The 23,674-nt window shown below is 70.9% G+C and carries 26 protein-coding genes; 18 read left to right on the forward strand and 8 right to left on the reverse strand.

The features are described from left to right. The first annotated feature begins 39 nt into the window (after positions 1 to 39). The 11 genes from ACIBR0_RS02375 to ACIBR0_RS02425 all read left to right on the forward strand — a co-directional run bounded on the left by ACIBR0_RS02375 (position 40) and on the right by ACIBR0_RS02425 (position 9,111). Positions 40 to 276, forward strand: a complete 237-nt coding sequence (locus tag ACIBR0_RS02375; RefSeq protein ID WP_357031909.1) for a hypothetical protein — start codon at positions 40 to 42, stop codon at positions 274 to 276. Between the two features lie 11 nt (positions 277 to 287). Next, positions 288 to 1,085, forward strand: coding sequence for a F0F1 ATP synthase subunit A (gene atpB / locus ACIBR0_RS02380; RefSeq protein WP_396712297.1), 798 nt, complete (start codon positions 288 to 290; stop codon positions 1,083 to 1,085). Between the two features lie 100 nt (positions 1,086 to 1,185). Beyond that, positions 1,186 to 1,410 carry a F0F1 ATP synthase subunit C gene (locus ACIBR0_RS02385; RefSeq protein ID WP_357031858.1) on the forward strand — a complete coding sequence of 75 codons (225 nt, stop codon included), beginning with the start codon at positions 1,186 to 1,188 and terminating at the stop codon, positions 1,408 to 1,410. A 28-nt stretch (positions 1,411 to 1,438) separates the two neighbouring features. Further along, positions 1,439 to 1,978 carry a F0F1 ATP synthase subunit B gene (locus ACIBR0_RS02390; RefSeq protein WP_357031861.1) on the forward strand — a complete coding sequence of 180 codons (540 nt, stop codon included), beginning with the start codon at positions 1,439 to 1,441 and terminating at the stop codon, positions 1,976 to 1,978. Continuing rightward, on the forward strand, positions 1,978 to 2,799 hold the full coding sequence (locus ACIBR0_RS02395) for a F0F1 ATP synthase subunit delta (RefSeq protein ID WP_357031864.1): 822 nt from the start codon (positions 1,978 to 1,980) through the stop codon (positions 2,797 to 2,799). Before ACIBR0_RS02390 ends, ACIBR0_RS02395 begins: the two co-directional genes overlap by 1 nt. A gap of 87 nt (positions 2,800 to 2,886) precedes the next feature. After that, complete coding sequence (gene atpA, locus ACIBR0_RS02400; protein ID WP_357031867.1) at positions 2,887 to 4,539, forward strand: F0F1 ATP synthase subunit alpha; 1,653 nt, start codon at positions 2,887 to 2,889, stop codon at positions 4,537 to 4,539. A gap of 3 nt (positions 4,540 to 4,542) precedes the next feature. Beyond that, complete coding sequence (locus ACIBR0_RS02405; protein WP_357031871.1) at positions 4,543 to 5,472, forward strand: F0F1 ATP synthase subunit gamma; 930 nt, start codon at positions 4,543 to 4,545, stop codon at positions 5,470 to 5,472. Next, positions 5,472 to 6,911 carry a F0F1 ATP synthase subunit beta gene (gene atpD, locus ACIBR0_RS02410; RefSeq protein ID WP_357031874.1) on the forward strand — a complete coding sequence of 480 codons (1,440 nt, stop codon included), beginning with the start codon at positions 5,472 to 5,474 and terminating at the stop codon, positions 6,909 to 6,911. The genes ACIBR0_RS02405 and atpD overlap by 1 nt, the downstream gene beginning before the upstream one ends. Positions 6,912 to 7,126: 215 nt before the next feature. Next, a complete protein-coding gene (locus tag ACIBR0_RS02415; protein WP_396712298.1) occupies positions 7,127 to 8,269 on the forward strand; it encodes an LCP family protein in 1,143 nt (380 codons plus the stop codon). An 89-nt stretch (positions 8,270 to 8,358) separates the two neighbouring features. Then, positions 8,359 to 8,643: a F0F1 ATP synthase subunit epsilon gene (locus tag ACIBR0_RS02420; protein ID WP_117665593.1), complete on the forward strand. Its 285-nt coding sequence runs from the start codon at positions 8,359 to 8,361 to the stop codon at positions 8,641 to 8,643. Between the two features lie 12 nt (positions 8,644 to 8,655). Then, positions 8,656 to 9,111, forward strand: coding sequence for a DUF2550 domain-containing protein (locus ACIBR0_RS02425; RefSeq protein ID WP_357031881.1), 456 nt, complete (start codon positions 8,656 to 8,658; stop codon positions 9,109 to 9,111). A 16-nt stretch (positions 9,112 to 9,127) separates the two neighbouring features. Here the strand turns inward: ACIBR0_RS02425 and ACIBR0_RS02430 are convergent, their stop codons facing one another. Beyond that, positions 9,128 to 9,529 carry a VOC family protein gene (locus ACIBR0_RS02430; protein ID WP_396712451.1) on the reverse strand — a complete coding sequence of 134 codons (402 nt, stop codon included), beginning with the start codon at positions 9,527 to 9,529 and terminating at the stop codon, positions 9,128 to 9,130. Continuing rightward, positions 9,526 to 10,098 carry a cob(I)yrinic acid a,c-diamide adenosyltransferase gene (locus tag ACIBR0_RS02435; RefSeq protein ID WP_396712299.1) on the reverse strand — a complete coding sequence of 191 codons (573 nt, stop codon included), beginning with the start codon at positions 10,096 to 10,098 and terminating at the stop codon, positions 9,526 to 9,528. The genes ACIBR0_RS02430 and ACIBR0_RS02435 overlap by 4 nt, the downstream gene beginning before the upstream one ends. On the opposite strand from ACIBR0_RS02435, the gene murA reads away from it, so the two are divergent. Together murA and ACIBR0_RS02445 are read left to right on the forward strand one after the other, a co-directional pair. Continuing rightward, a complete protein-coding gene (gene murA / locus ACIBR0_RS02440) occupies positions 10,097 to 11,539 on the forward strand; it encodes a UDP-N-acetylglucosamine 1-carboxyvinyltransferase (protein WP_396712300.1) in 1,443 nt (480 codons plus the stop codon). The two genes, ACIBR0_RS02435 and murA, sit on opposite strands and share 2 nt — an antisense overlap. 98 nt (positions 11,540 to 11,637) lie before the next feature. Further along, positions 11,638 to 12,486: a 3-hydroxyacyl-CoA dehydrogenase family protein gene (locus tag ACIBR0_RS02445; protein WP_396712301.1), complete on the forward strand. Its 849-nt coding sequence runs from the start codon at positions 11,638 to 11,640 to the stop codon at positions 12,484 to 12,486. Positions 12,487 to 12,537: 51 nt separating this feature from the next. On the opposite strand, the gene ACIBR0_RS02450 is transcribed toward ACIBR0_RS02445, so the two are convergent. The 3 genes from ACIBR0_RS02450 to ACIBR0_RS02460 all read right to left on the reverse strand — a co-directional run bounded on the left by ACIBR0_RS02450 (position 12,538) and on the right by ACIBR0_RS02460 (position 15,140). After that, positions 12,538 to 13,356, reverse strand: a complete 819-nt coding sequence (locus tag ACIBR0_RS02450) for an alpha/beta hydrolase (RefSeq protein ID WP_396712302.1) — start codon at positions 13,354 to 13,356, stop codon at positions 12,538 to 12,540. A gap of 93 nt (positions 13,357 to 13,449) precedes the next feature. Further along, entirely contained in the window at positions 13,450 to 14,295 is an 846-nt protein-coding gene (locus ACIBR0_RS02455; protein WP_396712303.1) for an ABC transporter permease, read from the reverse strand. Then, a complete protein-coding gene (locus ACIBR0_RS02460) occupies positions 14,295 to 15,140 on the reverse strand; it encodes an ABC transporter ATP-binding protein (RefSeq protein ID WP_396712304.1) in 846 nt (281 codons plus the stop codon). The genes ACIBR0_RS02455 and ACIBR0_RS02460 overlap by 1 nt, the downstream gene beginning before the upstream one ends. A 151-nt stretch (positions 15,141 to 15,291) precedes the next feature. On the opposite strand from ACIBR0_RS02460, the gene ACIBR0_RS02465 reads away from it, so the two are divergent. Continuing rightward, positions 15,292 to 17,301, forward strand: coding sequence for a protein meaA (locus tag ACIBR0_RS02465; RefSeq protein ID WP_396712305.1), 2,010 nt, complete (start codon positions 15,292 to 15,294; stop codon positions 17,299 to 17,301). Positions 17,302 to 17,433: 132 nt separating this feature from the next. Here ACIBR0_RS02465 and ACIBR0_RS02470 read toward each other — a convergent pair whose 3' ends face one another. Continuing rightward, complete coding sequence (locus tag ACIBR0_RS02470) at positions 17,434 to 17,733, reverse strand: DUF1540 domain-containing protein (RefSeq protein ID WP_357034686.1); 300 nt, start codon at positions 17,731 to 17,733, stop codon at positions 17,434 to 17,436. A gap of 515 nt (positions 17,734 to 18,248) precedes the next feature. On the opposite strand from ACIBR0_RS02470, the gene ACIBR0_RS02475 reads away from it, so the two are divergent. Continuing rightward, the gene (locus ACIBR0_RS02475; RefSeq protein ID WP_396712306.1) at positions 18,249 to 18,839 is read left to right on the forward strand and encodes a hypothetical protein; all 591 of its coding nucleotides are present in this window, start codon (positions 18,249 to 18,251) and stop codon (positions 18,837 to 18,839) included. 77 nt (positions 18,840 to 18,916) lie between these two features. Here the strand turns inward: ACIBR0_RS02475 and ACIBR0_RS02480 are convergent, their stop codons facing one another. After that, a complete protein-coding gene (locus ACIBR0_RS02480) occupies positions 18,917 to 19,534 on the reverse strand; it encodes a DUF4126 domain-containing protein (protein ID WP_396712307.1) in 618 nt (205 codons plus the stop codon). 71 nt (positions 19,535 to 19,605) lie between these two features. Here ACIBR0_RS02480 and nucS point away from each other — a divergent pair, with 71 nt between their 5' ends. After that, on the forward strand, positions 19,606 to 20,265 hold the full coding sequence (gene nucS / locus ACIBR0_RS02485) for an endonuclease NucS (RefSeq protein ID WP_357034692.1): 660 nt from the start codon (positions 19,606 to 19,608) through the stop codon (positions 20,263 to 20,265). A gap of 35 nt (positions 20,266 to 20,300) precedes the next feature. Here the strand turns inward: nucS and ACIBR0_RS02490 are convergent, their stop codons facing one another. Then, complete coding sequence (locus ACIBR0_RS02490; RefSeq protein ID WP_396712308.1) at positions 20,301 to 21,797, reverse strand: aldehyde dehydrogenase family protein; 1,497 nt, start codon at positions 21,795 to 21,797, stop codon at positions 20,301 to 20,303. Positions 21,798 to 22,029: 232 nt separating this feature from the next. On the opposite strand from ACIBR0_RS02490, the gene ACIBR0_RS02495 reads away from it, so the two are divergent. Then, complete coding sequence (locus ACIBR0_RS02495) at positions 22,030 to 22,476, forward strand: FHA domain-containing protein (protein ID WP_396712309.1); 447 nt, start codon at positions 22,030 to 22,032, stop codon at positions 22,474 to 22,476. A 121-nt stretch (positions 22,477 to 22,597) separates the two neighbouring features. Further along, positions 22,598 to 23,662 (forward strand): alpha/beta fold hydrolase, encoded by a 1,065-nt coding sequence (locus ACIBR0_RS02500; RefSeq protein ID WP_396712310.1) that lies wholly within the window; start codon positions 22,598 to 22,600, stop codon positions 23,660 to 23,662. The last annotated feature ends 12 nt before the right edge of the window (positions 23,663 to 23,674 follow it).

Here is a 23,674-nt window from a genome sequence, read left to right on the forward strand (position 1 = left end):
CACAGCCTCGTCTTCCCGACTGATATCGTTCGCCCCGTCATGGCTGGTGACCAGAACCCCCGACCCACCGGCGGCCCGGACGACATTCCGCCCGGCGCCGGCCAGGGTTGGACCGCGCTCAGCTACCTGATCGCGGGCATGCTCGTGTGGGGTGTCATCGGCTGGCTGGTCGACCAGTGGCTCGACCTCGGCGGCGTCGCCACCGGGATCGGGATCGTGCTCGGCATGGCCGGGGGCGTCATCCTGGTCATCCGCAAGCTCGGCACGCCTACTTAGGAAGGGACGCGGTGTTCGGACAGGCGAACGTCCTGGCAGCGGGCCAGGCGGCATTCCCACCCAGCGTGGAGGACTTCTACCTGCCCAGCATCCTGCCCTGGGGTGCGGAGAACTCGTACTGGTTCACGAAGATCACGGCGATGGTCTGGCTGGCCGTCGGTCTGCTGATCATCTTCTTCCTGGCGACGTACCGGAACCCGCAGCTGGTCCCCACGAAGAAGCAGTGGATCGCCGAGTCCCTGTACGGCTTCGTCCGCAACAACATCGCGGTCGACATGCTCGGGCACCAGGGTGTGCGGTTCGCACCGTACTTCACCGCCCTGTTCAGCTTCATCGTGCTGACCAACTTCTTCGCCATCACGCCGTTCCTGCAGATCTCGCCGAACTCGCACATCGCCTTCCCGGCCCTGCTCGCGGTGATCAGCTACGTGATGTTCATCTGGGTCGGCATCCGGCACCACGGCTTCGGCAAGTTCGTCAAGAACTCGCTCATCCCGCCGGCGCCCTGGTACATCCTGCCGCTGCTGATCCCGATCGAGTTCTTCTCGACCTTCCTCGTCCGGCCGTTCTCGCTGGCCGTCCGTCTCTTCGCCAACATGTTCGCCGGGCACATGCTCCTGCTGGTGTTCACCCTCGGCGGCTTCGCGATGCTGAACGCCACCCCGTGGCTCGCGCCGGTCTCGCTGCTCTCCTGGCTGATGACCATCGCGCTGACCTTCCTCGAGTTCCTGGTGATCGTCCTCCAGGCCTACGTGTTCACGGTCCTGACCGCGAGCTACGTCCAGGGCGCGCTCGCCGACGAACACTGATCCACCGGGCAGGTGCTCGGGAGCGAGCACTGGTCCACCTCGCACCAACCGTTGTCGTCCCGCGTGACCGTCACGCGTGATAACCAGGAGGAACCAACCAATGGACGTTCTCGCCGCGGTAGAGGGCAGCACCGCCGCCATCGGCTACGGCCTTGCCGCCATCGGCCCGGGTATCGGCGTCGGCCTGGTCTTCGCCGCCTACATCCAGTCGACGGCCCGCCAGCCGGAGTCGTCCCGGATGACCCTGCCGTACGTCTGGATCGGCTTCGCCGTCATCGAGGCGCTCGCGCTGCTGGGCATCGCCTTCGGTTTCGTCTTCGGCTGAGCCGACCCCCTCGACCGGGAGGTTTCCCATGTTCCTGCTCGCCGCCGAGGGTGGTGAGTCGACCCACAACCCGATCCTGCCGATCTGGCAGGAGATTGTGGTCGGCTCCATCGCCTTCGCTGTCCTCTGCTTCGTGCTGATGAAGTTCGTGTTCCCCCGGATGGAGCAGACGTTCCAGGCGCGGGTTGACGCGATCGAGGGTGGCATCAAGCGTGCCGAGGCCGCCCAGGCCGAGGCGAACCAGCTCCTCGAGCAGTACCGGGCGCAGCTCGCCGAGGCGCGTACCGACGCCGCGAAGATCCGGGACGACGCCCGGGCCGACGCCGAGGGCATCCGGCAGGACGTCCTCGCCAAGGCGCGGGAGGAGTCCGACCGGATCATCGCGGCCGGCAAGGAGCAACTCGCCGCCGAGCGGGCCACCATCGTGCGCGAGCTGCGCACCGAGGTCGGCACGATCGCGGTGGACCTGGCCAGCAAGATCGTTGGTGAGTCGCTCGCCGACGAGGCGCGTCGCAAGGGCACCGTCGACCGGTTCCTGAGCAACCTCGAGAGCACGGGGGCCCGCTGATGCAGGCCGCCAGCCGGGAGTCGTACAAGGTCGCGGCCGAGCGCCTCGACGCGTACGTCCGCGGCGCGGAGCCGTCGGCGGTGGCCTCCACCGCCGACGACATCCTCTCCGTCGCCGCGCTGCTGCGGCGTGAGACGCGGCTGCGCCGCGCGCTCTCCGACCCCGCCCGAAGCGGCGCGGACCGTTCCGGTCTGCTCGGCGAGATGCTGCGGGGCAAGATCAGCGCCGAGGCGCTGGACCTGCTCGCCTCGCTGGTCTCCGGCCGCTGGTCGGCTCCCTCGGAGCTGCTCGACGGTGCCGAGCGACTGGGCATCGAGGCGCTCCTGGCGAGCGCCGACTCCGCCGGTGAGCTGGGCGAGGTCGAGGACGAGCTGTTCCGCTTCGGCCAGGTCGTCGCCGGTTCGCCGGAGCTGGCCAACGCGCTGTCCGACACGACGGTGCCGGCCGAGCGGCGGGCGGCCCTGGCCGACCAGCTGCTCGCCGGCAAGGCTCGGCCGGTCACCGGCTACCTCGTCGGGGTCGCGCTCGCCGGATTCGGGGGCCGCCGGTTCGCCGGGGCGCTCACCCGGCTGGTCGAGCTGGCCGCCGACCGGCGGGACCGTCAGGTCGCGTACGTGACCGTGGCCGCCCCGCTGAGTGACTCCGAGGAGCGACGCCTCGGTGCCCGCCTCTCCGCGATGTACGGTCGAGAGGTTTCCGTCAGGCAGACGGTCGACCCCGAGGTGCTCGGTGGGGTGAGCGTGCGGGTCGGTTCCGACCTGTACGACGGCACCGTCCTGCGCCGCCTCAACGAGACCCGTAACGCGCTCGCGAAGCGCTGACCAGCGTCCTCGCAGCCCTTTGATCGACGCCATTCGGACCGGTCGGTACTAGGTATCCCGGGCCCCTGATACTTAAGGAAGCAGAGGATGGCCGAGCTGACCATCTCGACGGAGGAGATCCGCGGCGCCCTGGAGCGCTACGTCTCCTCCTACTCGGCCGACGTCTCCCGCGAGGAGGTCGGCACCGTCTCCGACACCGGCGACGGCATCGCCCACGTCGAGGGTCTTCCCTCGACCATGACCAACGAGCTCCTGGAGTTCGAGGACGGCACGCTCGGCGTGGCGCTGAACCTCGACGTCCGGGAGATCGGTGTCGTCGTTCTCGGTGACTCCGCCAAGCTGGAGGAGGGGCAGCGCGTCAAGCGCACCGAGCGGGTTCTCTCCGTGCCGGTCGGCGACGCCTTCCTCGGCCGCGTGGTCAACGCGCTCGCCCAGCCGATCGACGGCCTCGGTGACATCGCCAACGAGGGCTTCCGCGAGCTGGAGCTCCAGGCGCCGAACGTGATGTCCCGCCAGTCCGTCGACGAGCCGCTGCAGACCGGCATCAAGGCGATCGACGCCATGACCCCGATCGGTCGGGGCCAGCGGCAGCTGATCATCGGTGACCGCAAGACCGGCAAGACCACCGTCGCGCTGGACACCATCCTCAACCAGCGGGACAACTGGCGCTCCGGCGACCCGAAGAAGCAGGTCCGCTGCATCTACGTCGCCATCGGCCAGAAGGCCTCCACGATCGCCTCGATCAAGGGCATCCTGGAGGAGGCGGGCGCGATGGAGTACACCACCATCGTGGCCTCCCCGGCGTCCGACCCGGCCGGCTTCAAGTACCTCGCCCCCTACACCGGCTCGTCCATCGGGCAGCACTGGATGTACGGCGGCAAGCACGTCCTGATCGTCTTCGACGACCTGAGCAAGCAGGCCGAGGCGTACCGTGCCGTGTCGCTGCTGCTGCGTCGCCCGCCGGGCCGTGAGGCGTACCCGGGTGACGTCTTCTACCTGCACTCCCGCCTGCTGGAGCGCTGCGCGAAGCTTTCCGACGAGCTGGGTGGCGGCTCGATGACCGGTCTGCCGATCATCGAGACGAAGGCCAACGACATCTCGGCCTTCATCCCGACCAACGTCATCTCGATCACCGACGGCCAGATCTTCCTCGAGACGGACCTGTTCAACCAGGGCGTCCGGCCGGCCATCAACGTCGGCACCTCGGTGTCCCGGGTCGGTGGCGCCGCACAGGTCAAGCCGATGAAGAAGGTCTCCGGTTCGCTGCGGCTGAACCTGGCCCAGTTCCGTGAGCTGGAGGCGTTCGCCGCCTTCGCCTCCGACCTGGACCGGGCCTCGCAGAACCAGCTGGCCCGCGGCGCCCGCCTGGTCGAGTTGCTCAAGCAGCCGAACTACGCGCCGTACCCGGTGCAGGAGCAGGTCGTCTCGGTCTGGGCCGGCACCGAGGGCAAGCTGGACGACATCCCGGTCGGCGAGGTCCGCCGCTTCGAGTCGGAGTTCCTCCAGTACCTGCGGCACAAGCACGAGGGTGTCCTGGCGTCGATCGCCGACGGCAAGTGGGGCGACGACATCGCCGGCTCGCTGGACTCGGCCGTCAGCGAGTTCAAGCAGCTCTTCCTGGGCAAGGAGGACGAGCGTCGGATCAACGAGGCCCCGGCCGTGCCGCTCGAGGGCGAGGAGAACCGCGAGACGGTGACCCGCTTCCGCGACGGCACCACCGACCGCCCGGCCGAGAGCTGATCCATGGCAGCCCAGGTTCGCGTTCTTCGCCAGCGGATCCGCTCGGCGAAGGGGATGAAGAAGATCACCAAGGCGATGGAGCTCGTGGCGACGAGCCGGATCGCCAAGGCCCAGGCCCGGGTGGAGGCTTCGCTGCCGTACGCCAAGGCCATCACCGGCGTGCTCACCGCGCTGGCGTCCAACGCGCGGATCGACCACCCGCTACTGACCCCGCGCGAGCGGGTGCAGCGGGCGGGCGTCCTGCTGATCACCGCCGACCGCGGTCTGGCCGGCGGTTACAGCTCCAACGCGATCCGGACCGCCGAGTCGTTGGTCGCCCGGTTGAAGGCCGACGGCAAGGACCCGGTGCTCTACGTGATCGGCCGCAAGGGCGTGACGTTCTACCGGTTCCGTAACCGGCAGATCGCGGCGAGCTGGACGGGCTTCTCGGAGCAGCCGGCCTTCTCCGACGCCCGTGAGGTGGGTGAGACGCTGATCAAGGCGTTCACCGCCGGCGCGGACGACGTGGACGGCACCGCCGGGGCGGACGGCGTGCTCGGTGTCGACGAGTTGCACATCGTCTACACCGAGTTCCACAGCCTGATGACCCAGAACCCGGTCACGAAGATCATCGGCCCGATGCAGGTCGAGGACCGTCCGCGGTCCGAGGGCCTGCTCCCGGCGTACGAGTTCGAGCCGGAGGCGGAGGCGCTGCTCGACGCGCTGCTGCCGAAGTACATCAACACGCGGATCTACGCGGCGTTGCTGGAGTCGGCGGCGAGTGAGTCGGCGGCCCGGCGGCGGGCGATGAAGAGCGCCACCGACAACGCCGAAGAGATGATCGAGAAGTACACGCGCGAGATGAACTCGGCACGTCAGGCCGGGATCACCCAGGAGATCAGCGAGATCGTCGGCGGCGCGAACGCGCTTGCCGCGTCGGGAAGTGAAGTGTGATGACTGCCCCAGTACAGACCAAGACGGCCACGGGTCGCGTGGTCCGGGTCATCGGCCCGGTCGTCGACGCCGAGTTCCCGCGCGACGCCATGCCGGCCCTGTTCAACGCCCTCAAGGTGGACGTGAACCTGTCCGGCGGTGAGAAGACGCTGACCCTGGAGGTCGCCCAGCACCTGGGCGACAACCTGGTCCGCGCCATCTCGATGCAGCCGACCGACGGCCTGGTGCGCGGCGCCGAGGTGCGCGACACCAACGGCCCGATCCGCGTGCCGGTGGGTGACACGGTCAAGGGCCACGTGTTCAACGCGATCGGCGAGTGCCTCAACCTGACCGAGGGCGAGACCCTCGACCCGGACGACCACTGGGGCATCCACCGCAAGGCTCCGGCCTTCGCGGACCTGGAGCCGAAGACCGAGATGCTGGAGACCGGCATCAAGGTCATCGACCTGCTCGCCCCGTACGTCAAGGGCGGCAAGATCGGCCTGTTCGGCGGTGCCGGCGTGGGCAAGACGGTGCTCATCCAGGAGATGATCACCCGTGTGGCCCGGAACTTCGGTGGTACCTCGGTCTTCGCCGGCGTGGGTGAGCGCACCCGTGAGGGCAACGACCTCATCGCCGAGATGACCGAGTCCGGCGTCATCGACAAGACCGCGCTGGTCTACGGCCAGATGGACGAGCCGCCGGGCACCCGGCTGCGCGTCGCGCTGTCCGCGCTGACGATGGCGGAGTACTTCCGCGACGTGAAGAAGCAGGAGGTGCTGCTCTTCATCGACAACATCTTCCGCTTCACCCAGGCCGGCTCCGAGGTCTCCACCCTGCTCGGCCGCATGCCGAGCGCGGTGGGTTACCAGCCGACCCTGGCCGACGAGATGGGCGAGCTCCAGGAGCGGATCACCTCCGTCCGGGGTCAGGCCATCACCTCGATGCAGGCGATCTACGTGCCGGCGGACGACTACACCGACCCCGCCCCGGCCACCACGTTCGCCCACCTCGACGCGACCACCAACCTGGAGCGGTCGATCTCCGACAAGGGCATCTACCCGGCCGTGGACCCGCTGGCGTCCTCGTCCCGGATCCTCGCCCCGGAGTTCGTCGGCGAGGAGCACTTCCAGGTCGCCACCGAGGTGAAGCGGATCCTGCAGCGCTACAAGGACCTGCAGGACATCATCGCCATCCTCGGCATCGAGGAGCTCTCGGAGGAAGACAAGATCACCGTGGCCCGGGCCCGGCGGATCGAGCGCTTCCTGTCGCAGAACACCTACGCCGCCGAGCAGTTCACCGGCGTGCCGGGCTCGACGGTCTCGATCCAGGAGACCATCGAGGCGTTCAAGAAGATCAGCGAGGGCGAGTACGACCACTTCCCCGAGCAGGCGTTCTTCATGTGCGGCGGTCTCGAGGACCTGGAGCGCAAGGCGAAGGAACTGATGTCGGAGGGCTGATCCTCCGGCCCTGACACGAAGGCCGCCCCGGTTAACACCGGGGCGGCCTTTTGTTCATCTTCAGGACCTATGCTCTCCGATGCCCGGTTCCGCGGTCGGCGATCATGCGGGACGCGAGGTAGCGTCTATCCCGCGCTCCCCCGAGCGCTGGATCCTGCAATGCAACCATTCGGCTGCGTGCGCCCGTCTCCTCTTCGTGGGCGTGACGAACGGAGATGCTCGTGGTTAAGGCCGGCAAGGGCGGCGGGAAGCCGTCCATATGGTCTGGTGTGCCGAGGTGGGCCCGGATCTGCACGGTCTTCGGCACGGTCCTGATGGTGCTCAGCGGCGCGGTCCTGGTCGGCGCCGAGGTGCTCATGGCCCGCTACGAGGGCGCCGTGGGCAAGGCCGACCTCTTCGGCGACCAGGCGGCCGGGGCCAAGGAGCGCAAGAGCGACATCAAGGGCCCGCTCAACATCCTGCTGGTCGGCATCGACCCCCGCAAGCCGGAGACCCCGCCGCTGGCCGACTCGGTCATGGTGCTGCACGTGCCCGCCGGGCTGGACCGGGCGTACCTGTTCTCCCTGCCGCGTGACCTCTACGTGCAGATCCCGCAGTTTGGCAAGGCCGACTTCAACGGCGGCCAGGACAAGCTCAACGCGGCGATGTCGTACGGCAGCCGCAAGGCCGGGCAGAACCCGGACGCCGCGCAGGGCTTCGAGTTGTTGGCCAACACGGTGCAGCAGGTCACCGGGATCCCGCGGTTCGACGCGGGTGCGATCATCAACTTCAGCGGCTTCATCAAGATCGTCGACGGGATGGGCGGCGTGACGATGAACATCGAGCGCGAGGTGCGCTCGGAGCACCGCGAGCCGGACGGCACCCACCGGAAGGAGCGGCCGGGCGGCGGGGGCTACCTCGGGCCGCAGGCCGTCTACCAGAAGGGCACCCAGCACCTCAAGGGCTGGCAGGCGCTGGACTACGTCCGGCAGCGCTACCCGAAGAACGGCGTGCCGGACGGCGACTACGGTCGCCAGCGCCACCAGCAGCAGTTCGTCAAGGCGATGGTGAGCCAGGCCTTCAGCGCGGACGTCGTCACCAACCCGATCAAGCTGGACAAGGTCCTGCGCGCCGCCGGCCAGTCGCTGATCTTCAGCGGACGCGGGCACAGCGTGGTCGACTTCGGCCTGGCCCTGAAGGGGATCCGGCCGGACTCGATCCAGATGATGAAGCTGCCCGGCGGCTCAGTCATCGAGGGCGGCAACTACAAGGGCGAGAAGTTCGCGCCCGAGGTGGACGACTTCTTCGCCGCGCTGAAGAACGGCCAGCTCGACGCGTTCCTCCTCGAACACCCGGAATTCCAGAACAAGACCAAGTAGGCGTGGCGAAGCTCTCGCCACCCGCGTTTCGGGCTCTCCGGCGGCGGGACTAGACTTTCGACAATCCGCCGCCGCAGCAAGGAGACAGCGTGGCACAGCAGCTTCACGTCGAGCTCGTAGCCGTCGAGGAGAAGGTCTGGTCCGGCGAGGCCGAGATGGTCGTCGCCCGGACGACCGAGGGTGAGCTGGGTGTGCTGCCGGGGCACGCGCCCCTGCTCGGCCAACTCGCCGAGCCCGGTCAGGTCCGGATCAAGCTTCCCGGTGGCGAGCAGGTTTCCTACGAGGTCGCCGGTGGCTTCCTCTCGGTGAGTTCCGAGGGCGTCACCGTGCTGGCCGAGAGCGCCACCCCGGTCTCCGCCGCGCAGAGTCGCTGAGCCGACCCGCCGATGGAGATCGTCGAAGGGATCGCGATCGGCGTCGCCGTGATCCTCGGCGCGATCCTGATCCTCTTCGTCCGGCGGGCGCTGGTCACCCGCAGCGGAGGCATCATCCGGCTCAGCGTCCGGACCTCCACGATGCTCGACGGCCGAGGCTGGGCTCCCGGCTTCGGCCGTTTCGTCGGTGACGAACTCCGCTGGTACCGGATGTTCAGCTTCGCCCTGCGTCCCCGCCAGGTGCTCTCGCGCAAGGGGCTGGCGGTGGAGCGGCGACGTCTCCCGGAGGGGCAGGAGCGTTTCTCCATGCCCGCCGACTGGGTGATCCTGCGCTGTACCAGCCACCACGCCCCGGTGGAGATCGCGATGGCCCGATCCACCGTCACCGGGTTCCTCTCCTGGCTCGAGGCCGCCCCTCCGGGGGCGGTCTCGCCGCGTCTGGCCTCCCAGGACTGGCCCGCCGCCTGACCCGCCCCCGGTCCGGTCACCGATCCGGTGCGGCGACCAGCTCGACCTCGTACCCCTGGTTGTCGGTGAGGTAGGCGGCGTACGTCCCGGGGCCCCCGGCGTGCGGATGCCGATCCGGGAAGAGCAGCGACCAACCGTGCGCGGGCGCGGCCCCCACCAGCCGGTCCACGGCGGTGGGTGGACCCGCGTGGAAGGCCAGGTGGTTGAGGCCCGGGGCCAGCCGGTCGTGCACCCGCCCGGACAGCGCCGGGGATTCCTCCATGACCAGGTACGTCGGGCCGAGCCGCCAGGAGCGGCCGCCCGGCCACTCCTGGTACGGCACCCAGCCCAGCTCGCCGAGGAGCCACCCCCAGCTGCGGCTGGCCACGTCGAGGTCGGGTACCCAGACCTCGACGTGGTGCAGCCCGCCGATGGTCAGCGCTTACCGCCCGGCACCCATAGCACATCTCCGTTCGGATTTGCCGTTCTTGACAGGATAAAGAGCAGATCGGAAAGACGGTTGAGATACTTTGCCGGGAGAGAGCTGGTCCGATCAGGGTCGTGCGCGACCAGGGCCCACGCCGCACGCTCGGCGCGCCGGGCGACAGTCCGCGCCACGTGCAGCAGCGCCGCGCCCGCGGTGCCGCCGGGGAGGATGAAGGAGTCGAGCTTGCTCAGGCGTGCGTTGTACTCGTCGCACCAGCCCTCGAGGCGCTCCACGTACTCCTCGGTGACCCGCAGCGGCGGGTACTTCGGGTCCGGCTCGACCGGGGTGGCCAGGTCGGCGCCCACGTCGAACATGTCGTTCTGGATCGACCCGAGCACGGCCCGCAGATCGTCGTCGAGCTGGCCGAGGGCGAGCGCGACACCGATCGCGGCGTTGCACTCGTCGACGTCCGCGTACGCGGCGATCCGCGGATCGGTCTTCGGCACCTGTTCGTTGTTGCTCAGCCTGGTCATGCCGGCGTCGCCGGCCTTGGTGTAGATGCGCGTGAGGTGGACGGCCATGACGCACAGCCTACGGATACCGGAACTGACGATCCCCGAGCGGCCGGATGCGGCCGCCGCCTGGCCTCCCCGGCTGGGGCGCGGTGACGCGGGCGCCCCGGCGGTCAACGACGTCGACGTCATCCGGGTACGCGGAGACGCCCGGCTGGCCGGCAGCGTGCACGTCGTCGGGGCGAAGAACTCGGCCTTGAAACTGATGGCCGTCGCCCTGCTCGCCCCGGGCCGCAGCGTGATCACCAACGTGCCGCGGATCACCGACATCGCGATCATGGGCGAGGTGCTGCGCCGCCTCGGCTGCGGCGTACGGTTCGACGCGGACGACCCGGTCGACCCGATGGTCGCGCACGGCGGGGTGGCCCGCTCCCGGTCGGTCACCATCGACGTGCCCGACGAGCCCGGCGCCGAGGCCGACTACGACCTCGTACGCCGCCTGCGCGCCTCGATCTGCGTGCTCGGCCCGCTGCTGGCCCGGCGCGGGTACGTGCGGGTGGCGCACCCCGGCGGCGACGCGATCGGTTCCCGGGGGCTGGACATGCACATCTCCGGTCTGACCCGGATGGGTGCCGACATCTCCGGCGAGCACGGCTTCGTGATCGCCGAGGCGCCGAACGGCCTGCACGGCGCCGAAATCGTGCTCGACTTCCCCAGCGTGGGCGCGACCGAGAACCTGGTGATGGCCGCCGTCCTCGCCAACGGCACCACCGTGATCGACAACGCGGCGCGGGAGCCGGAGATCGTCGACATCTGCACGATGCTCAACCAGATGGGCGCGCTCATCGACGGGGCCGGCACCTCCACGCTGACCATCGTCGGGGTGCCCACCCTGCGACCCGTGCGCCATGCCACGGTGGGGGACCGGATCGTCGCCGGCACCTGGGCCTTCGGCGCTGCCATGACCCGCGGCGACGTCACCGTGACCGGGTTGGACCCGGCGTTCCTGGAGATCGCCCTCGACAAGCTGGTGTCCGCCGGAGGGCTGGTGGAGACCCGGGCGGACGCGTTCCGGATCCGGATGGAGGACCGGCCGAAGGCGGTGGACGTGGTCACGCTGCCGTACCCGGGCTTCGCCACCGACCTGCTACCGATGGCGATCGGGCTGGCCGCCGTCAGCGACGGCGCGTCGCTGATCACCGAGAACATCTTCGACGGCCGCTTCATGTTCGCCAACGAGATGATGCGCCTCGGCGCGGACATCAAGACCGACGGGCACCACGCCGTCGTCCGGGGACGGGACCGCCTCTCCGGCGCCCCGGTACGCGCCACGGACATCCGCGCCGGCGCCGGGCTGATCATCGCCGGGCTCTGCGCCGACGGGGTCACCGAGGTGTCCCACGTGCACCACGTGGACCGGGGCTACCCGGACTTCGTGGCGGACCTGCGGGCGCTCGGTGTGCAGGTCGAACGCGGCACCGGCCCGGAGGACCCCGACCTTTCCATCTGACCCGGGCCTCCCACCAGCGCGGCGTCGGGGCCTTAGCAGTCGTTCAGTCTCGCCGACTAGGGTGCTGGCAGACACTCTTACAGGCGAGGGAGAAGCAGATGGCGGGTCGACTCGCGGTCGTCGGGGCCGGGCTCATGGGCTCGGGTATCGCCCAGGTGGCGGCGCAGGCGGGCTGGCAGGTGACGCTGCGGGACCTGGACGACGCGGCCACCGGCCGCGGCCTGGCCGGCATCCGGAAGTCGCTCGAGAAGTTCGCGGAGAAGGGCAGGATCGACGCGTCCGAGGTCGAGGCGACCCTGGGCCGGATCACGACGACCACCGACCTGGAGGCGGCCGCCGACGCCGACGTCGTGGTCGAGGCGGTCTTCGAACGGCTGGAGATCAAGCACGAGGTGTTCCGCGCGCTCGACAAGATCTGCAAGGCGGATGCGGTGCTCGCCACCAACACCTCGGCCATCCCGGTGACCCAGATCGCCGCGGTCACCGAGCGCCCCGAGGCGGTCGTCGGCACCCACTTCTTCTCCCCGGTGCCCATGATGAAGCTCTGCGAGCTGGTCCGGGGCTACAAGACCAGCGACGAGACCCTGGCGACCGTCAAGGCGTTCGCCGAGGAGATCGGCAAGACCGTCGTGGTGGTCAACCGGGACATCGCCGGCTTCGTCACCACCCGGCTGATCGCCGCCCTCGTCGTGGAGGCGGTGAAGCTCGTCGAGTCCGGCGTCGTCTCCGCCGAGGACCTGGACACCGCGTGCCGGCTGGGCTTCGGCCACGCCATGGGCCCGCTGGCCACCACCGACCTGACCGGCGTGGACGTGCTGCTGCACGCCTCGAAGAACATCTACACCGACACGGCGGACGAGAAGTTCTTCCCGCCGGAGCTGCTCCAGCGCATGGTCACCGCCGGTGACCTCGGCCGCAAGACCGGCAAGGGCTTCTACAGCTACTGAGCGTGTAAGGAAGGGCCCCCTCTTAACGCCCCCGGCCGCCGGTCGGGGGCGTCACGCTTCCCCGGGTGCGGTCAGCGCGGCACCGAGCAGGGCGAACGCGTCCGGGATGACGGTGCCCCAGTAGGCGAAGTTGTGCCGGCCGTCGGCCCAATCCGCGCGGACCGGAGGCTCGGGCAGCGCCTCGGCCAGGGCGCGGACGTCCCCGAGGAAGCTGTCCTGCCGGCCGCACCACAGGCCGACGGGAGTGCCGCGCAGCTGCTCCGCGCCGGCGAACACCGCGTCGCCGGGGCGTACGGCGGGGGAGAAGGCGGCCACCGCGCGCAGCCACCCCGGGTAGGTCTCGGCGAGCAGCAGCGCCCCGAAGCCCCCCATCGACCAACCCCACACCGCCACCCGCCCGGTGTCGAAACCGCGCCGGGCGCACCAGGCGGGTACCTCCTCCCGGATCATCCGCTGGGGGTCGTCCTCGCCGGAGCGGCGCCAGGAGAGCCGGTCGCCGGTGGCCCCGGCGAGCGCGAAGGGCGGTGCGCCGCGTCGTACCGCGTCGGTGAGGAAGCGGGCGAAGCCGAAACGGGGGAAGTCCCGGGCGGTGGCTGAGGCGCCGTGCAGCACCAGGCAGACGGGCAGGCCGCTGCCGTCGCCGTACCCCTCGGGCACAGCCGTCCAGAAATCGACCTCGCGGCCTCGGGCGGCGGAGTGGACGCGGACCAGCCGCTCGTCGCCGGCCGGGGCGTCGGGCTGGGCGGGCGCCGGCCCCGGCCCCCGTCGGGAGCGGGACAGGTGCCCGACGGCGAGCCCGCCGACCACGGTGGCACCGGCCGTGCCGGCGCCGGCCAGCAGCAGCCGACGCCGGGTCAGTGCGTGAGCCATACCGGCGAGTCTCGCACCCGTACGGGCGGGCCGGCTGTTAACGGGGGGCCCTTCCTCTACCGGAGGCGTTAAGAAGGGGCCCTTCCTTGCACCTCAGCCGTCGCGTTTGGTGGTCCAGCGGAAGGTGGTCAGGCAGAGCACCAGGCCGATGACGCACCACGCCGCCAGAACCAGGGCGACCCGGTCCAGCTCGAACGACCCGCCCGGCTCCCGTCCGCCGAACGACTCGGGCAGGAACACCGAGCGCAGGCCCTGGCACATCCACTTGAGCGGGAACAGGGCCGCGACCTGCTGCATCCAGCTCGGCAGCTCGGTGAAGACGAAGAAGACCCCGGAGATGAACTGGAGGACCAGGGCGACCGGGGTGACCACGGCCGAGCCGCTGCGGGCCGTACGGGCCAGCGACGAGATGGCGATGCCGCACAGGGTGCAGGCGGTGACGCCGAGCACCGACACCCAGCCGAACGTCAGCCACGTGGCCGCCGTGCCGGGCAGATCGAGGTCGAACAGCGCGACCGACACGGCCAGCAGCACGGCGGTCTCCGCGATCCCGATCGCCACCACCATGAGGACCTTGCCGGCGAACCAGACCCACTTCGGCATCGGCGTGCCCCGGTACCGCTTGAGCACCCCCCGGTCCCGTTCGATCGGGATCCAGATGCCGAGGTTCTGAAAGCTGACCGTCATGAGGCCGGTCGCGATCATGCCGGTGATGAAGTACTGCGTGTAGCTGACCCCGGGGGCGATCTCGTCGTTGAAGATCGCCGCGAAGATCAGGATCATGATGACCGGGAAGCCCATCGTGAAGACGACGGACTCCCGGCTGCGCAGGAACTGGGTGATCTCCAGGCGTCCCTGGCGCAGGGCGAGGGCGCCCGGCCCGATCCGCCGGGCCGGCGCGGCGGCGACCGGTGTCGCCGGCTTCGTCGTGGTCGTCATCAGTGTCCGATCATCCGCAGGTAGATGTCCTCCAGGGTCGGCCGCGTCACCGTGAGGCCCGGGACCTCGCCGCCGAAACGCGCGGCCAGCTCCGCCACCAGCGCCGTCGGCGACGCGCTCTCCGCCGACTCGACAGACCCCTCCGGCGTACGCCAGGAGACCGTCGCCAGGGCCTCCTGCCGGTTGCCGAGCCGGTTCGGCGGGGCGACCTCGACCAGCCGGCCGTGCGCGATCACGCCGACCCGGTCGGCGAGTGCCTCGGCCTCGTCCAGGTAGTGCGTGGTGAGCACGATGGTGGTGCCGGCGGCGGCGAGGTCGCGGATCAGCTCCCAGAACTCGCGGCGGGCCTCCGGGTCGAAGCCGGTGGTCGGCTCGTCGAGGAAGAGCAGCTCCGGGCGCCCGATGATGCCCAGTGCCACGTCCAGGCGGCGCTTCTGGCCGCCGGAGAGGGTGTGCGTACGGGCCCTCGCCTTGGCGCCCAGCCCCACCCGCTCGATCACCTTGTCCGGGTCGTCGGCCTCGGCGTAGAAGCCGGAGAAGTGCCGGACGACCTCGGCGACGGTCAGCTCGTCGAACTCACCGGTGCCCTGGAGCACGATGCCGACCCGGGACCGCCAGTCGCGCGCCGGGGCGGCCGGGTCGCTGCCGAGCACCGACACCTCACCGGCGTCGCGCCGGCGGTAGCCCTCCAGGATCTCCACGGTGGTGGTCTTCCCGGCGCCGTTCGGACCGAGCAGGGCGAACACCTCGCCCCGGTGGACGTCGAGGTCCACGCCGGCCACGGCGACGGTGTCCCCGTACGCCTTGCGCAGCCCCCGGACGGAGATCGCCAGCTCGTCATCCATGCCGTCAAGTGTGCGACCTCAGGCCCGCCGCGCGGCGTCCGGGGTGTGGCGGTCCCGCCCAGCCCGCGTGCTCTGCACCCGGATGCGCGCCACATGGACCTGTGTGGTTTTCCACAGCACAGGTGACTGAACGGTAACTTAGACTCCGGCCATGGATGAGAAGGCTCTCCCGGGTCGGCTGCCGGAACGCGACCGCCCGTGGGTGATGCGCACCTACGCCGGGCACAGCTCGGCCGCCGCGACCAACGCGCTCTTCCGCCGCAACCTGGCGAAGGGGCAGACCGGCCTGTCGGTCGCCTTCGACCTTCCGACCCAGACCGGGTACGACCCGGACCACGAGCTGGCCTCCGGCGAGGTCGGCCGGGTCGGCGTGCCGGTGGCGCACCTGGGCGACATGCGGGCCCTCTTCGACGGCATTCCGATCGCCGACATGAACACCTCGATGACGATCAACGCGCCGGCGATGTGGCTGCTCGGGCTCTACGGCACGGTCGCCGCCGAGCAGGGCGCCGAGCTTCACCGCTGCGCCGGCACCACGCAGAACGACATCATCAAGGAGTACCTGTCCCGGGGCACGTACATCTTCCCCCCGGCGGCGTCGCTGCGGCTGACCGCCGACGTCATCGCGTACACGCTGCGCGAGATGCCGAAGTGGAACCCGGTCAACATCTGCTCGTACCACCTCCAGGAGGCCGGTGCGACCCCGGTGCAGGAGGTCGGCTTCGCCCTCTCCACGGCCGTCGCCGTGCTCGACGCGGTCCGCGACTCCGGCCAGGTGCCGGCCGAGCGGATGGGCGACGTCGTCCAGCGGATCTCCTTCTTCGTCAACGCCGGGGTGCGCTTCGTGGAGGAGATCGCCAAGATGCGGGCCTTCGGCGCGCTCTGGGACGAGATCACCCGCGAGCGGTACGGCGTCGAGAACCCGAAGCAGCGCCGGTTCCGCTACGGCGTACAGGTCAACTCCCTCGGTCTCACCGAGGCGCAGCCCGAGAACAACATCCAACGCATCGTGCTGGAGATGCTCGGCGTCACCCTCTCCCGTGACGCGCGCGCCCGCGCGGTGCAACTGCCCGCCTGGAACGAGGCCCTCGGGTTGCCCCGGCCCTGGGACCAGCAGTGGTCGCTGCGCATGCAGCAGGTGCTCGCGTACGAGTCGGACCTGCTGGAGTACCCCGACCTCTTCGCCGGCTCGCACGTGATGACCGCCCTGGTCGACGACATCGTCACCGGCGCCCGCGTCGAGCTGGACAAGGTGCTGGAGATGGGCGGCGTGGTGGCCGCCGTGGAGACCGGCTACCTCAAGAGCGCGCTCGTCGCCTCGCTGGCCGAACGGCGGCGCCGCATGGAGTCCGGCGCCGACGTGGTCGTGGGCGTCAACCGGTACACCGAGACCGAGCCGTCGCCGCTGACCGCGGCCGGGGCCGAGGCCGTCGAGCAGGTCGACCCCGCCGTCGAGGAGGCCGCCACGACCTCCGTACGCGAGTGGCGGGCCGGCCGGGACGCGGCGGCGGCGGACGCGGCACTGGCGCGACTGCGCGCGGACGCCGCGACCACGGCGAACCTGATGGACGCGACGCTTCAGTGCGTGCGGGCCGGGGTGACCACCGGCGAGTGGGCGGGCGCGCTGCGGCAGGTCTTCGGCGAGTACCGGGCACCGACCGGCCTTGCGGGCGCGGCCGGAGCCGGCGGGGACGCGACGCTCGCCGGGGTGCGGGAGCGGGCCGCCGCGACCGCGCGTGAGCTGGGCAGCGGCCGGCTGCGGCTGCTCGTCGGGAAGCCCGGTCTGGACGGGCACTCCAACGGCGCCGAGCAGATCGCGGTACGCGCCCGCGACGCCGGCTTCGAGGTCGTCTACCAGGGCATCCGGCTGACCGCCGGGCAGATCGTCGCCGCCGCCGTCGAGGAGGACGTCGACCTGGTGGGGCTCTCGGTGCTCTCCGGCTCGCACCTCGCGGCGGTACCCGCGGTGCTGGACGGGCTCCGCGCCGCCGGCCGGGGTGACCTGCCGGTGGTGGTCGGCGGCATCATCCCCGCCCGCGACGCCGAGACGCTGCGCGCCGCCGGGGTGGCCCGGGTGTTCACGCCGAAGGACTTCGCACTCACCGGCATCATCGACGAACTCGTCACGGTCGTCCGCGAGTCCAACGGCCTGCCGGTGTAAGGAAGGGCCCCCCGTTAACGCCTGGCGTTGTACAGGGGGCCCCTTTTAACGCTGTCTGCTGCCGGTGCCGGCCTTGGGCGGCGGCGGCGGCTGCGGCTGCTTGCGGCCGTCGGCGGCGGGTGGTTTCGCGGGTCAGCGGCCGGCGTAGGTCATGCAGTCGGCCATGTCGTTGTCCGGACCCACCTTGATCGCCGGGGCGTGGCACTCCAACTGCTCGTTGTGCCGGCAGTCCGCCCGTTGGCACGCACCGACCTGTGCGATCTGGCCGTCCATGCCGGCCCGCACGGCCGGCATCTCGATGAACGTGTGGCAGTGGGCGTGGTCCATGCTGCCGATCGTGATGGCGAAGGCGTGGCAGTCGCCGGTGTGGTTGTACGCGCAGGCCGCGACCACGCATTCCTGGACGCGGGGCATCTCCATCGCTGCGGTCATGCCAACCTCCTCTAGGGTGTTGCCCTGATTTTAGGCTTTTGTGGCGTTGCGGGTGGGGGTTCGACCGGGCACCGGAGCGGTGGTCACGGGAGGTGGTTGTAGATCGACTCGGGTTCTGTGAAGTTGGGGTGTCCAGTTGGGGTCGATGCCCCGGTTTCAGTGATGTCGGGTGGATCTCCGCCCGGCCCCTTGGTCGCGGCATCCGGTATCGGGTTGGCTGTCCGGTTTCGGGGTGTGACCGGGGGCATCCCGGCGGCGGAATCGTGGCCGGCCGGGGGTCGTTACACATGGCGGACGATCGAGTAGGACGCGCAGCCCCCCGGCGCGGGTTCGTGGCCCCGGAATGATGGCGGGTAGCCGGTCGTTACATCCCCCTGGCACCGCGGACGAGCAACCCCCCTGCTCCGAGCGTGTGCCGATCCCCCGAACTTCCTTAGAGCGGCGGATGGTGCCTCGCACCCCGCACAGGCCGATCCCCCTCGGCCCAGGGTGCTGACCCCCGAAGGAGCTTCCCCATGAACACGATCATGCGTAAGAGCGTTCTCGGTATCGCTGGTATCGCCTTCGCCGGCGGCATCTTCGCCGGCCCCGCCACCGCCACCGCCGCCCCGGCGGTCGACGCCAAGCCCGTCGCGGTCACCGCGGTGCAGGCCGACAAGACCGACACGAGCAAGCTGATCCCGCACGGTGTGCAGGGCAAGCAGTCCCGCATCGACCTCACCGACGAGCAGGTCGGCAACGTCAAGGCGATCATCGCGGCGACGAAGAAGGCCGACATGGACGAGCGTGCCGCCGTGGTGTCGATCGCGACCGCGTTGCAGGAGTCGAAGCTGGAGAACCTGGGTCACCTGGGTGAGCGCAACGACCACGACTCGCAGGGCCTGTTCCAGCAGCGCCCGTCCTCGGGTTGGGGCACCGTCGAGCAGATCACCGACCCCGAGTACTCGACGATGGCGTTCCTGAAGGGCCTCAAGCAGGTCGACGGCTGGAAGGACATGCCGCTGACCAAGGCCGCCCAGACCGTCCAGGTCTCGGCCTACCCCGACCACTACGCCCAGTGGGAACAGCAGGCCGCCGACCTCGTCGCCAAGCACTGGAACAGCTGACCACTGCAACAGCTGACCCCGGAACCACACCGCTGGCCGGCACCCGAACACGGGTGCCGGCCAGCGGCGTACTCCGGTCAGACCTGGAAGCCGGCGGCTCGCGCCGCGTCGCGTTGCCGGCGTCGTTCGGACCGGCGGCGCAGGAACCAGTAGACGAAGAACGCCAGGCCGACCAGGAACACCAGGACCAGCACCGGCAGCAGGATCGCGACCACGGACACGACGACGCTGGTGGCGTCCTCCGCCGTGCTGGCGACCGGTGCACCGACCCCGGCCGTGGTCGCGTTGATGACCGGGCGGGCGGCGGACTTGAGCAGGTGCACGCCGAAGGCGATGAGCACTCCGGTCACCACCGGCACCCACTGGTGCGAGGAGAAGAAGCTGCCCGGGTCGCTCACGGTGACGGTCTCCGAGGAGGAGCCCGCGCCGAAGGCCAGACCGCCGGCCGTCGGGCGGACCACCGTCTGCACCACGTCGTTGACATGGTCGACCACCGGGACCTTGTCGGCCACCACCTCGATGGCGAGCAGTACCGCGAGGATGCCGATGACCCAGCCGTTGCCGAGCCACTGCCAGCCGGAGGGCAGGTCGATCACGTCGGTGTAGCGAGCCAGCAGGCCCATGGTGAGCAGGGGTATGTAGGCGTTCAGCCCCGCCGAGGCGGCGAGACCGGTACCGGTGAGTACTTCGAACACCGTCTCAGCATCGCACCGGCACACCAGTGGCGCTCGGTGGCGATCGTCCGGGACTCCGCTAGGCTCCTCGGGTGCGGTTGGTCATTGCGAAGTGCTCGGTGGACTACGTCGGACGGCTCTCGGCCCACCTGCCGTTGGCCACCCGGTTGCTCATGGTGAAGGCGGACGGGTCGGTGTCGATCCACGCCGACGACCGGGCGTACAAGCCACTGAACTGGATGAGTCCGCCGTGTCGGCTGGAGGAGGCGCCGGGCGTCTGGCGCGTGGTCAACAAGGCCGGCGAGGAGCTGCGGATCACCCTGGAGGAGATCTTCCAGGACACGTCGTACGAGCTGGGCGTCGACCCGGGCCTGCGCAAGGACGGTGTGGAGGCGCACCTGCAGGAGCTGCTGGCCGCCAACCCGCAGACGCTGGGCGAGGGCTTCACGTTGGTTCGACGCGAGTACATGACCGCGATCGGCCCGGTCGACCTGCTCTGCCGGGACGCCAACGCCGGCGCGGTCGCCGTCGAGGTGAAGCGGCGCGGGGAGATCGACGGGGTGGAGCAGCTCACCCGCTACCTGGAACTGATGAACCGCGATCCGCTGCTGGCCCCGGTCACCGGCGTGTTCGCCGCGCAGGAGATCAAGCCGCAGGCGCGGGTCCTCGCCACCGACCGGGGGATCCGCTGCGTGGTCGTCGACTACGACAAGCTGCGCGGCATCGAGCGGGACGAGCTGACCCTGTTCTGACCGGTGCGGGCCCGGAGCGACCCGGGCCGGCGCCGTCAGCGGCCGTACATCACCTTGATGGCCTTGACCAGGCGGTCGATGTCGGCCGGCGTGCGGTCGAAGGTCATCGCGGGCAGCAGCGAGCGGGCCCGCCGCCGGGTGATGGCCTTGGGTCGCCCGAACTCGCGCAGCCCGTCCTCGCCGTGGATGCGCCCGAAACCGGAGTCGCCCACGCCGCCGAACGGCAGCGTGGACATCCCGGCGAAGGTCAGGGCCGAGTTGACCGAGGCCATCCCCGAGCGCATCCGCCGTGCGATCGTCACGGCCCGCCGCCGGCCGAAGACCGAGGCCCCCAGGCCGTACGGGACGGCGTTGGTGCGGGCGACCGCCTCGTCGGCGTCGCGTACGCGGTTGATGGTCAGCGTCGGGCCGAAGGTCTCCTCGCGGACGGCGGCGGCGTCCTCCGGGACGTCCACCAGCACGGTCGGCCGCACGTACGGGGGCTGTACGGAGTCGGCCCCGCCGAGCACCGCGCGCCCGCCCCGGGCCAGCGCGTCGTCGATGTGGCGGCGGATCACGTCGAGCTGGCTGGGCATGGTGATCGGCCCGATGTCGGCGCCCTCCGCGCCGACGGTGAGGCGGCCGGCCCGCTCGACCACCTTGTCCACGAACGTGTCGAAGACGGGTGCGACGGCGTAGACGCGTTCGATGCCGATGCAGGTCTGGCCGGCGTTGGTGAGCGCGCCCCAGACGCACGCGTCCGCGGCGGCGTCCAGGTCGGCGTCGGAGTCGACGATCATCGCGTCCTTGCCGCCCGCCTCCAGCAGCACCGGGGTGAGCGACTCGGCGCAGGCCGCCATCACCTTCTTGGCGGTGGCGGTGGAACCGGTGAAGGCGACCTTGTCCACGCCGGAGCGGCACAGGGCGGCGCCGACGTCGCCGAGCCCGTGCACCGCGGTGAACACCGGCTGCTCCGGCACCACCTCGGCGAACGTGTCGACCAGCCACTGCCCGACCGCCGGCGTGTACTCGCTGGGCTTCAGCACGACCGTGTTGCCGGCGGCCAGCGCGTACGCGGCGGAGCCGATCGGCGTGAAGACGGGATAGTTCCACGGGCCGATCACGCCGACCACCCCGTACGGCTGGTATTCGAGGTGGGCGGAGAACTCGGCGAGGACCAGCCGGGAGCGGACCCGGCGCGGCCCCAGCACCCGGCGGGCGTTGCGGGCGGCCCAGTCGACGTGCTCGACGGCGGTGACGATCTCGACGATGGCGTCGGCCACCGGCTTGCCGCCCTCGAGGTGCACCAGCTCGGCGAGCTCCTCGATGCGGCGGGCCAGCAGGCCGCGCCAGCGCAGCAGGCGTTCGCGGCGGGCGGCGAAGCCGAGCCCGGCCCACCAGCCGGCGGCCTCGCGGGCGCGGGCGACCGCGCGTTCGACGTCGGCCGCGGTCGCGGCGGGGAGTCGTCCGGCCTCGGCGCCGGTCGCGGGGCTGGTCGACACCAGTCGACCGTCCTCGATGACCGGGGTGCCCGGGACATGCACAGCCGTCATGGCGGAAGTCTAGACCCGAGGATTACCCGCCGGTAGGCCCGCGCGGGCCGGAGCGCGCCCCCGACGGCCCCGGTGGGACGTCCGTGACACCCTGTTTCGCGGACGCCGATCCAATGACGGGAAGGTGTCCGGCCGGGGCACCGGAGATGACCACTCGGTGGTGGAGCCAACTACCGTGTGGTGGCAGGCTGGCGCACGGGGTGACCGCGTGGGGTGGAGGGGCGGACTGTCCATGGAGGAACATCCGGAACTGCTGCCGTTGCTGACGGTGTCCGGTGGGCCGATGCGGGGGCTGAGCTTCCGGCTCGCGCCGACGCGTCTGGTGATCGGGCGGGGGGCGGCGGTGGACCTCGTCGTCCAGGACCCGCACCTGAGCCGGCGGCACGCCGAGGTGTGGCTGGACCCGGAGGGTGCGTGCCTGGCCGACCTCGGGTCGACCAACGGGACCTGGCTCAACGACCGGCGGATCACCGTGGTGGAACGGCTCGCCGACGGTGACGTGATCCGGGTGGGGCGCACCGAGCTCCGGTTCTTCGATCCGGGTCTGGCGCGTACCGATCCGGTGGGCCTGAGTTTCGGCACACCGCGCCGGGACTACCGGCCGACCCTGCCGCTGCCGGTCGCGCCGGACCGTACCGGCGCGACGGAGCCGGTTCCGGCGGCGATCCTCGGGACCTGACGGCCGGACGACGACGGTCCCGTCGGCCGACGGCCAACGGCGGTGCGGCACAGTGTCGCGGCGGCGGGCGTGGTGGGCGGGCCCATGGACCGGCCCGCCGCCGCGTGGCAGCATCGCGCGGATGGAGAGCGCGCAGCGGGTCGTGTCGGCCAACGGGATCAGCCAGGCGGTACGGGTGGCGGGGCCGCCGGAGGGCACGCCGGTGCTGCTGGTCCACGGCAACTGCTCGTCGTCGGCGTTCTGGGAGCCGCTGGTCCGGCGGCTGCCGGCCACACTGCGGGTGGTCGCGCCCGACCTGCGCGGCTACGGGGACACCGAGACCGCCCCGGTGGACGCGACGCGCGGGCTGGCCGACTTCGCCGACGACGTCGCCGCCCTGCTCGACGACGACTCCCTGTTCCCGGCCCGGGCGCGGCCGGTCGTGGTGGGGCACTCCCTCGGCGGGGGCGTGGCCATGCGGCTGCTCGTCGACCACCCCGAGCGGGTGGCCGCGCTGCTGCTCTCCGCGCCGGCGTCGCCGTACGGGTTCGGCGGGACACGGGACCTGGACGGCACGCCGACGACGCCCGACTTCGCCGGCACGGGCGGTGGCACGGCCAGCGCCGACTTCGTCCGGCGGCTGGCTGCCGGCGATCGGAGCGAGGACGCGCCGACGAGCCCCCGGACGGTGCTGCGGACCGCGTACGTGGCGGACCCGGCGTCGCTGGGCGACGACGAGGACCTGCTGCTGGACAGCGTGCTCTCCACCCGCACGGGCGTGGACAACTACCCCGGCACCGCGGAGCCCTCGGCGAACTGGCCGGGCACCGCGCCGGGTGGGCGGGGAGTGCTGAACGCCCTCGCCCCGGCGCACTTCCGGATCGCCGACGAGCTGGTGGCCGTACCGGTCAAGCCGCCGGTCACCTGGGTACGCGGCGACGCCGACGTGATCGTCTCCGACACCTCCCTGTTCGACCTGGCGTACCTGGGATCGCTCGGTGTGGTGCCGGGCTGGCCGGGGGAGGAGGCGTGCCCGCCGCAGCCGATGGTCGGCCAGACGCGGGCGGTGCTGGACCGGTACGCGGCGGCCGGCGGGACGTACCGGGAGGTGGTGCTGCCCGGCTGCGGACACAGCCCGCACCTGGAGCGCCCGGCCGAGTTCGTCGCCGAGCTGCTGGCGCTGACGGGGGTGCCCACGACCGCCTGAGGGCGGGGTGCG

This window comes from Micromonospora sp. NPDC049497, assembly GCF_044465805.1.
Taxonomy (GTDB): Bacteria; Actinomycetota; Actinomycetes; order Mycobacteriales; family Micromonosporaceae; genus Micromonospora.

Excerpts from the sequence above, each read along its gene's own strand:
- ACIBR0_RS02375 (WP_357031909.1), top strand. The coding sequence starts at position 40 with ATGGCTGGTGACCAGAACCCCCGACCCACCGGCGGCCCGGACGACATT.
- ACIBR0_RS02385 (WP_357031858.1), top strand. The coding sequence starts at position 1,186 with ATGGACGTTCTCGCCGCGGTAGAGGGCAGCACCGCCGCCATCGGCTAC.
- ACIBR0_RS02390 (WP_357031861.1), top strand. The coding sequence starts at position 1,439 with ATGTTCCTGCTCGCCGCCGAGGGTGGTGAGTCGACCCACAACCCGATC.
- ACIBR0_RS02395 (WP_357031864.1), top strand. The coding sequence starts at position 1,978 with ATGCAGGCCGCCAGCCGGGAGTCGTACAAGGTCGCGGCCGAGCGCCTC.
- atpA (WP_357031867.1), top strand. The coding sequence starts at position 2,887 with ATGGCCGAGCTGACCATCTCGACGGAGGAGATCCGCGGCGCCCTGGAG.
- ACIBR0_RS02405 (WP_357031871.1), top strand. The coding sequence starts at position 4,543 with ATGGCAGCCCAGGTTCGCGTTCTTCGCCAGCGGATCCGCTCGGCGAAG.
- atpD (WP_357031874.1), top strand. The coding sequence starts at position 5,472 with ATGACTGCCCCAGTACAGACCAAGACGGCCACGGGTCGCGTGGTCCGG.
- ACIBR0_RS02415 (WP_396712298.1), top strand. The coding sequence starts at position 7,127 with ATGCTCGTGGTTAAGGCCGGCAAGGGCGGCGGGAAGCCGTCCATATGG.
- ACIBR0_RS02425 (WP_357031881.1), top strand. The coding sequence starts at position 8,656 with ATGGAGATCGTCGAAGGGATCGCGATCGGCGTCGCCGTGATCCTCGGC.
- murA (WP_396712300.1), top strand. The coding sequence starts at position 10,097 with ATGACGCACAGCCTACGGATACCGGAACTGACGATCCCCGAGCGGCCG.
- ACIBR0_RS02435 (WP_396712299.1), bottom strand. The coding sequence starts at position 10,098 with ATGGCCGTCCACCTCACGCGCATCTACACCAAGGCCGGCGACGCCGGC.
- ACIBR0_RS02445 (WP_396712301.1), top strand. The coding sequence starts at position 11,638 with ATGGCGGGTCGACTCGCGGTCGTCGGGGCCGGGCTCATGGGCTCGGGT.
- ACIBR0_RS02450 (WP_396712302.1), bottom strand. The coding sequence starts at position 13,356 with ATGGCTCACGCACTGACCCGGCGTCGGCTGCTGCTGGCCGGCGCCGGC.
- ACIBR0_RS02455 (WP_396712303.1), bottom strand. The coding sequence starts at position 14,295 with ATGACGACCACGACGAAGCCGGCGACACCGGTCGCCGCCGCGCCGGCC.
- ACIBR0_RS02460 (WP_396712304.1), bottom strand. The coding sequence starts at position 15,140 with ATGGATGACGAGCTGGCGATCTCCGTCCGGGGGCTGCGCAAGGCGTAC.
- ACIBR0_RS02465 (WP_396712305.1), top strand. The coding sequence starts at position 15,292 with ATGGATGAGAAGGCTCTCCCGGGTCGGCTGCCGGAACGCGACCGCCCG.
- ACIBR0_RS02470 (WP_357034686.1), bottom strand. The coding sequence starts at position 17,733 with ATGACCGCAGCGATGGAGATGCCCCGCGTCCAGGAATGCGTGGTCGCG.
- ACIBR0_RS02475 (WP_396712306.1), top strand. The coding sequence starts at position 18,249 with ATGAACACGATCATGCGTAAGAGCGTTCTCGGTATCGCTGGTATCGCC.
- ACIBR0_RS02490 (WP_396712308.1), bottom strand. The coding sequence starts at position 21,797 with ATGACGGCTGTGCATGTCCCGGGCACCCCGGTCATCGAGGACGGTCGA.
- ACIBR0_RS02495 (WP_396712309.1), top strand. The coding sequence starts at position 22,030 with ATGGAGGAACATCCGGAACTGCTGCCGTTGCTGACGGTGTCCGGTGGG.
- ACIBR0_RS02500 (WP_396712310.1), top strand. The coding sequence starts at position 22,598 with ATGGAGAGCGCGCAGCGGGTCGTGTCGGCCAACGGGATCAGCCAGGCG.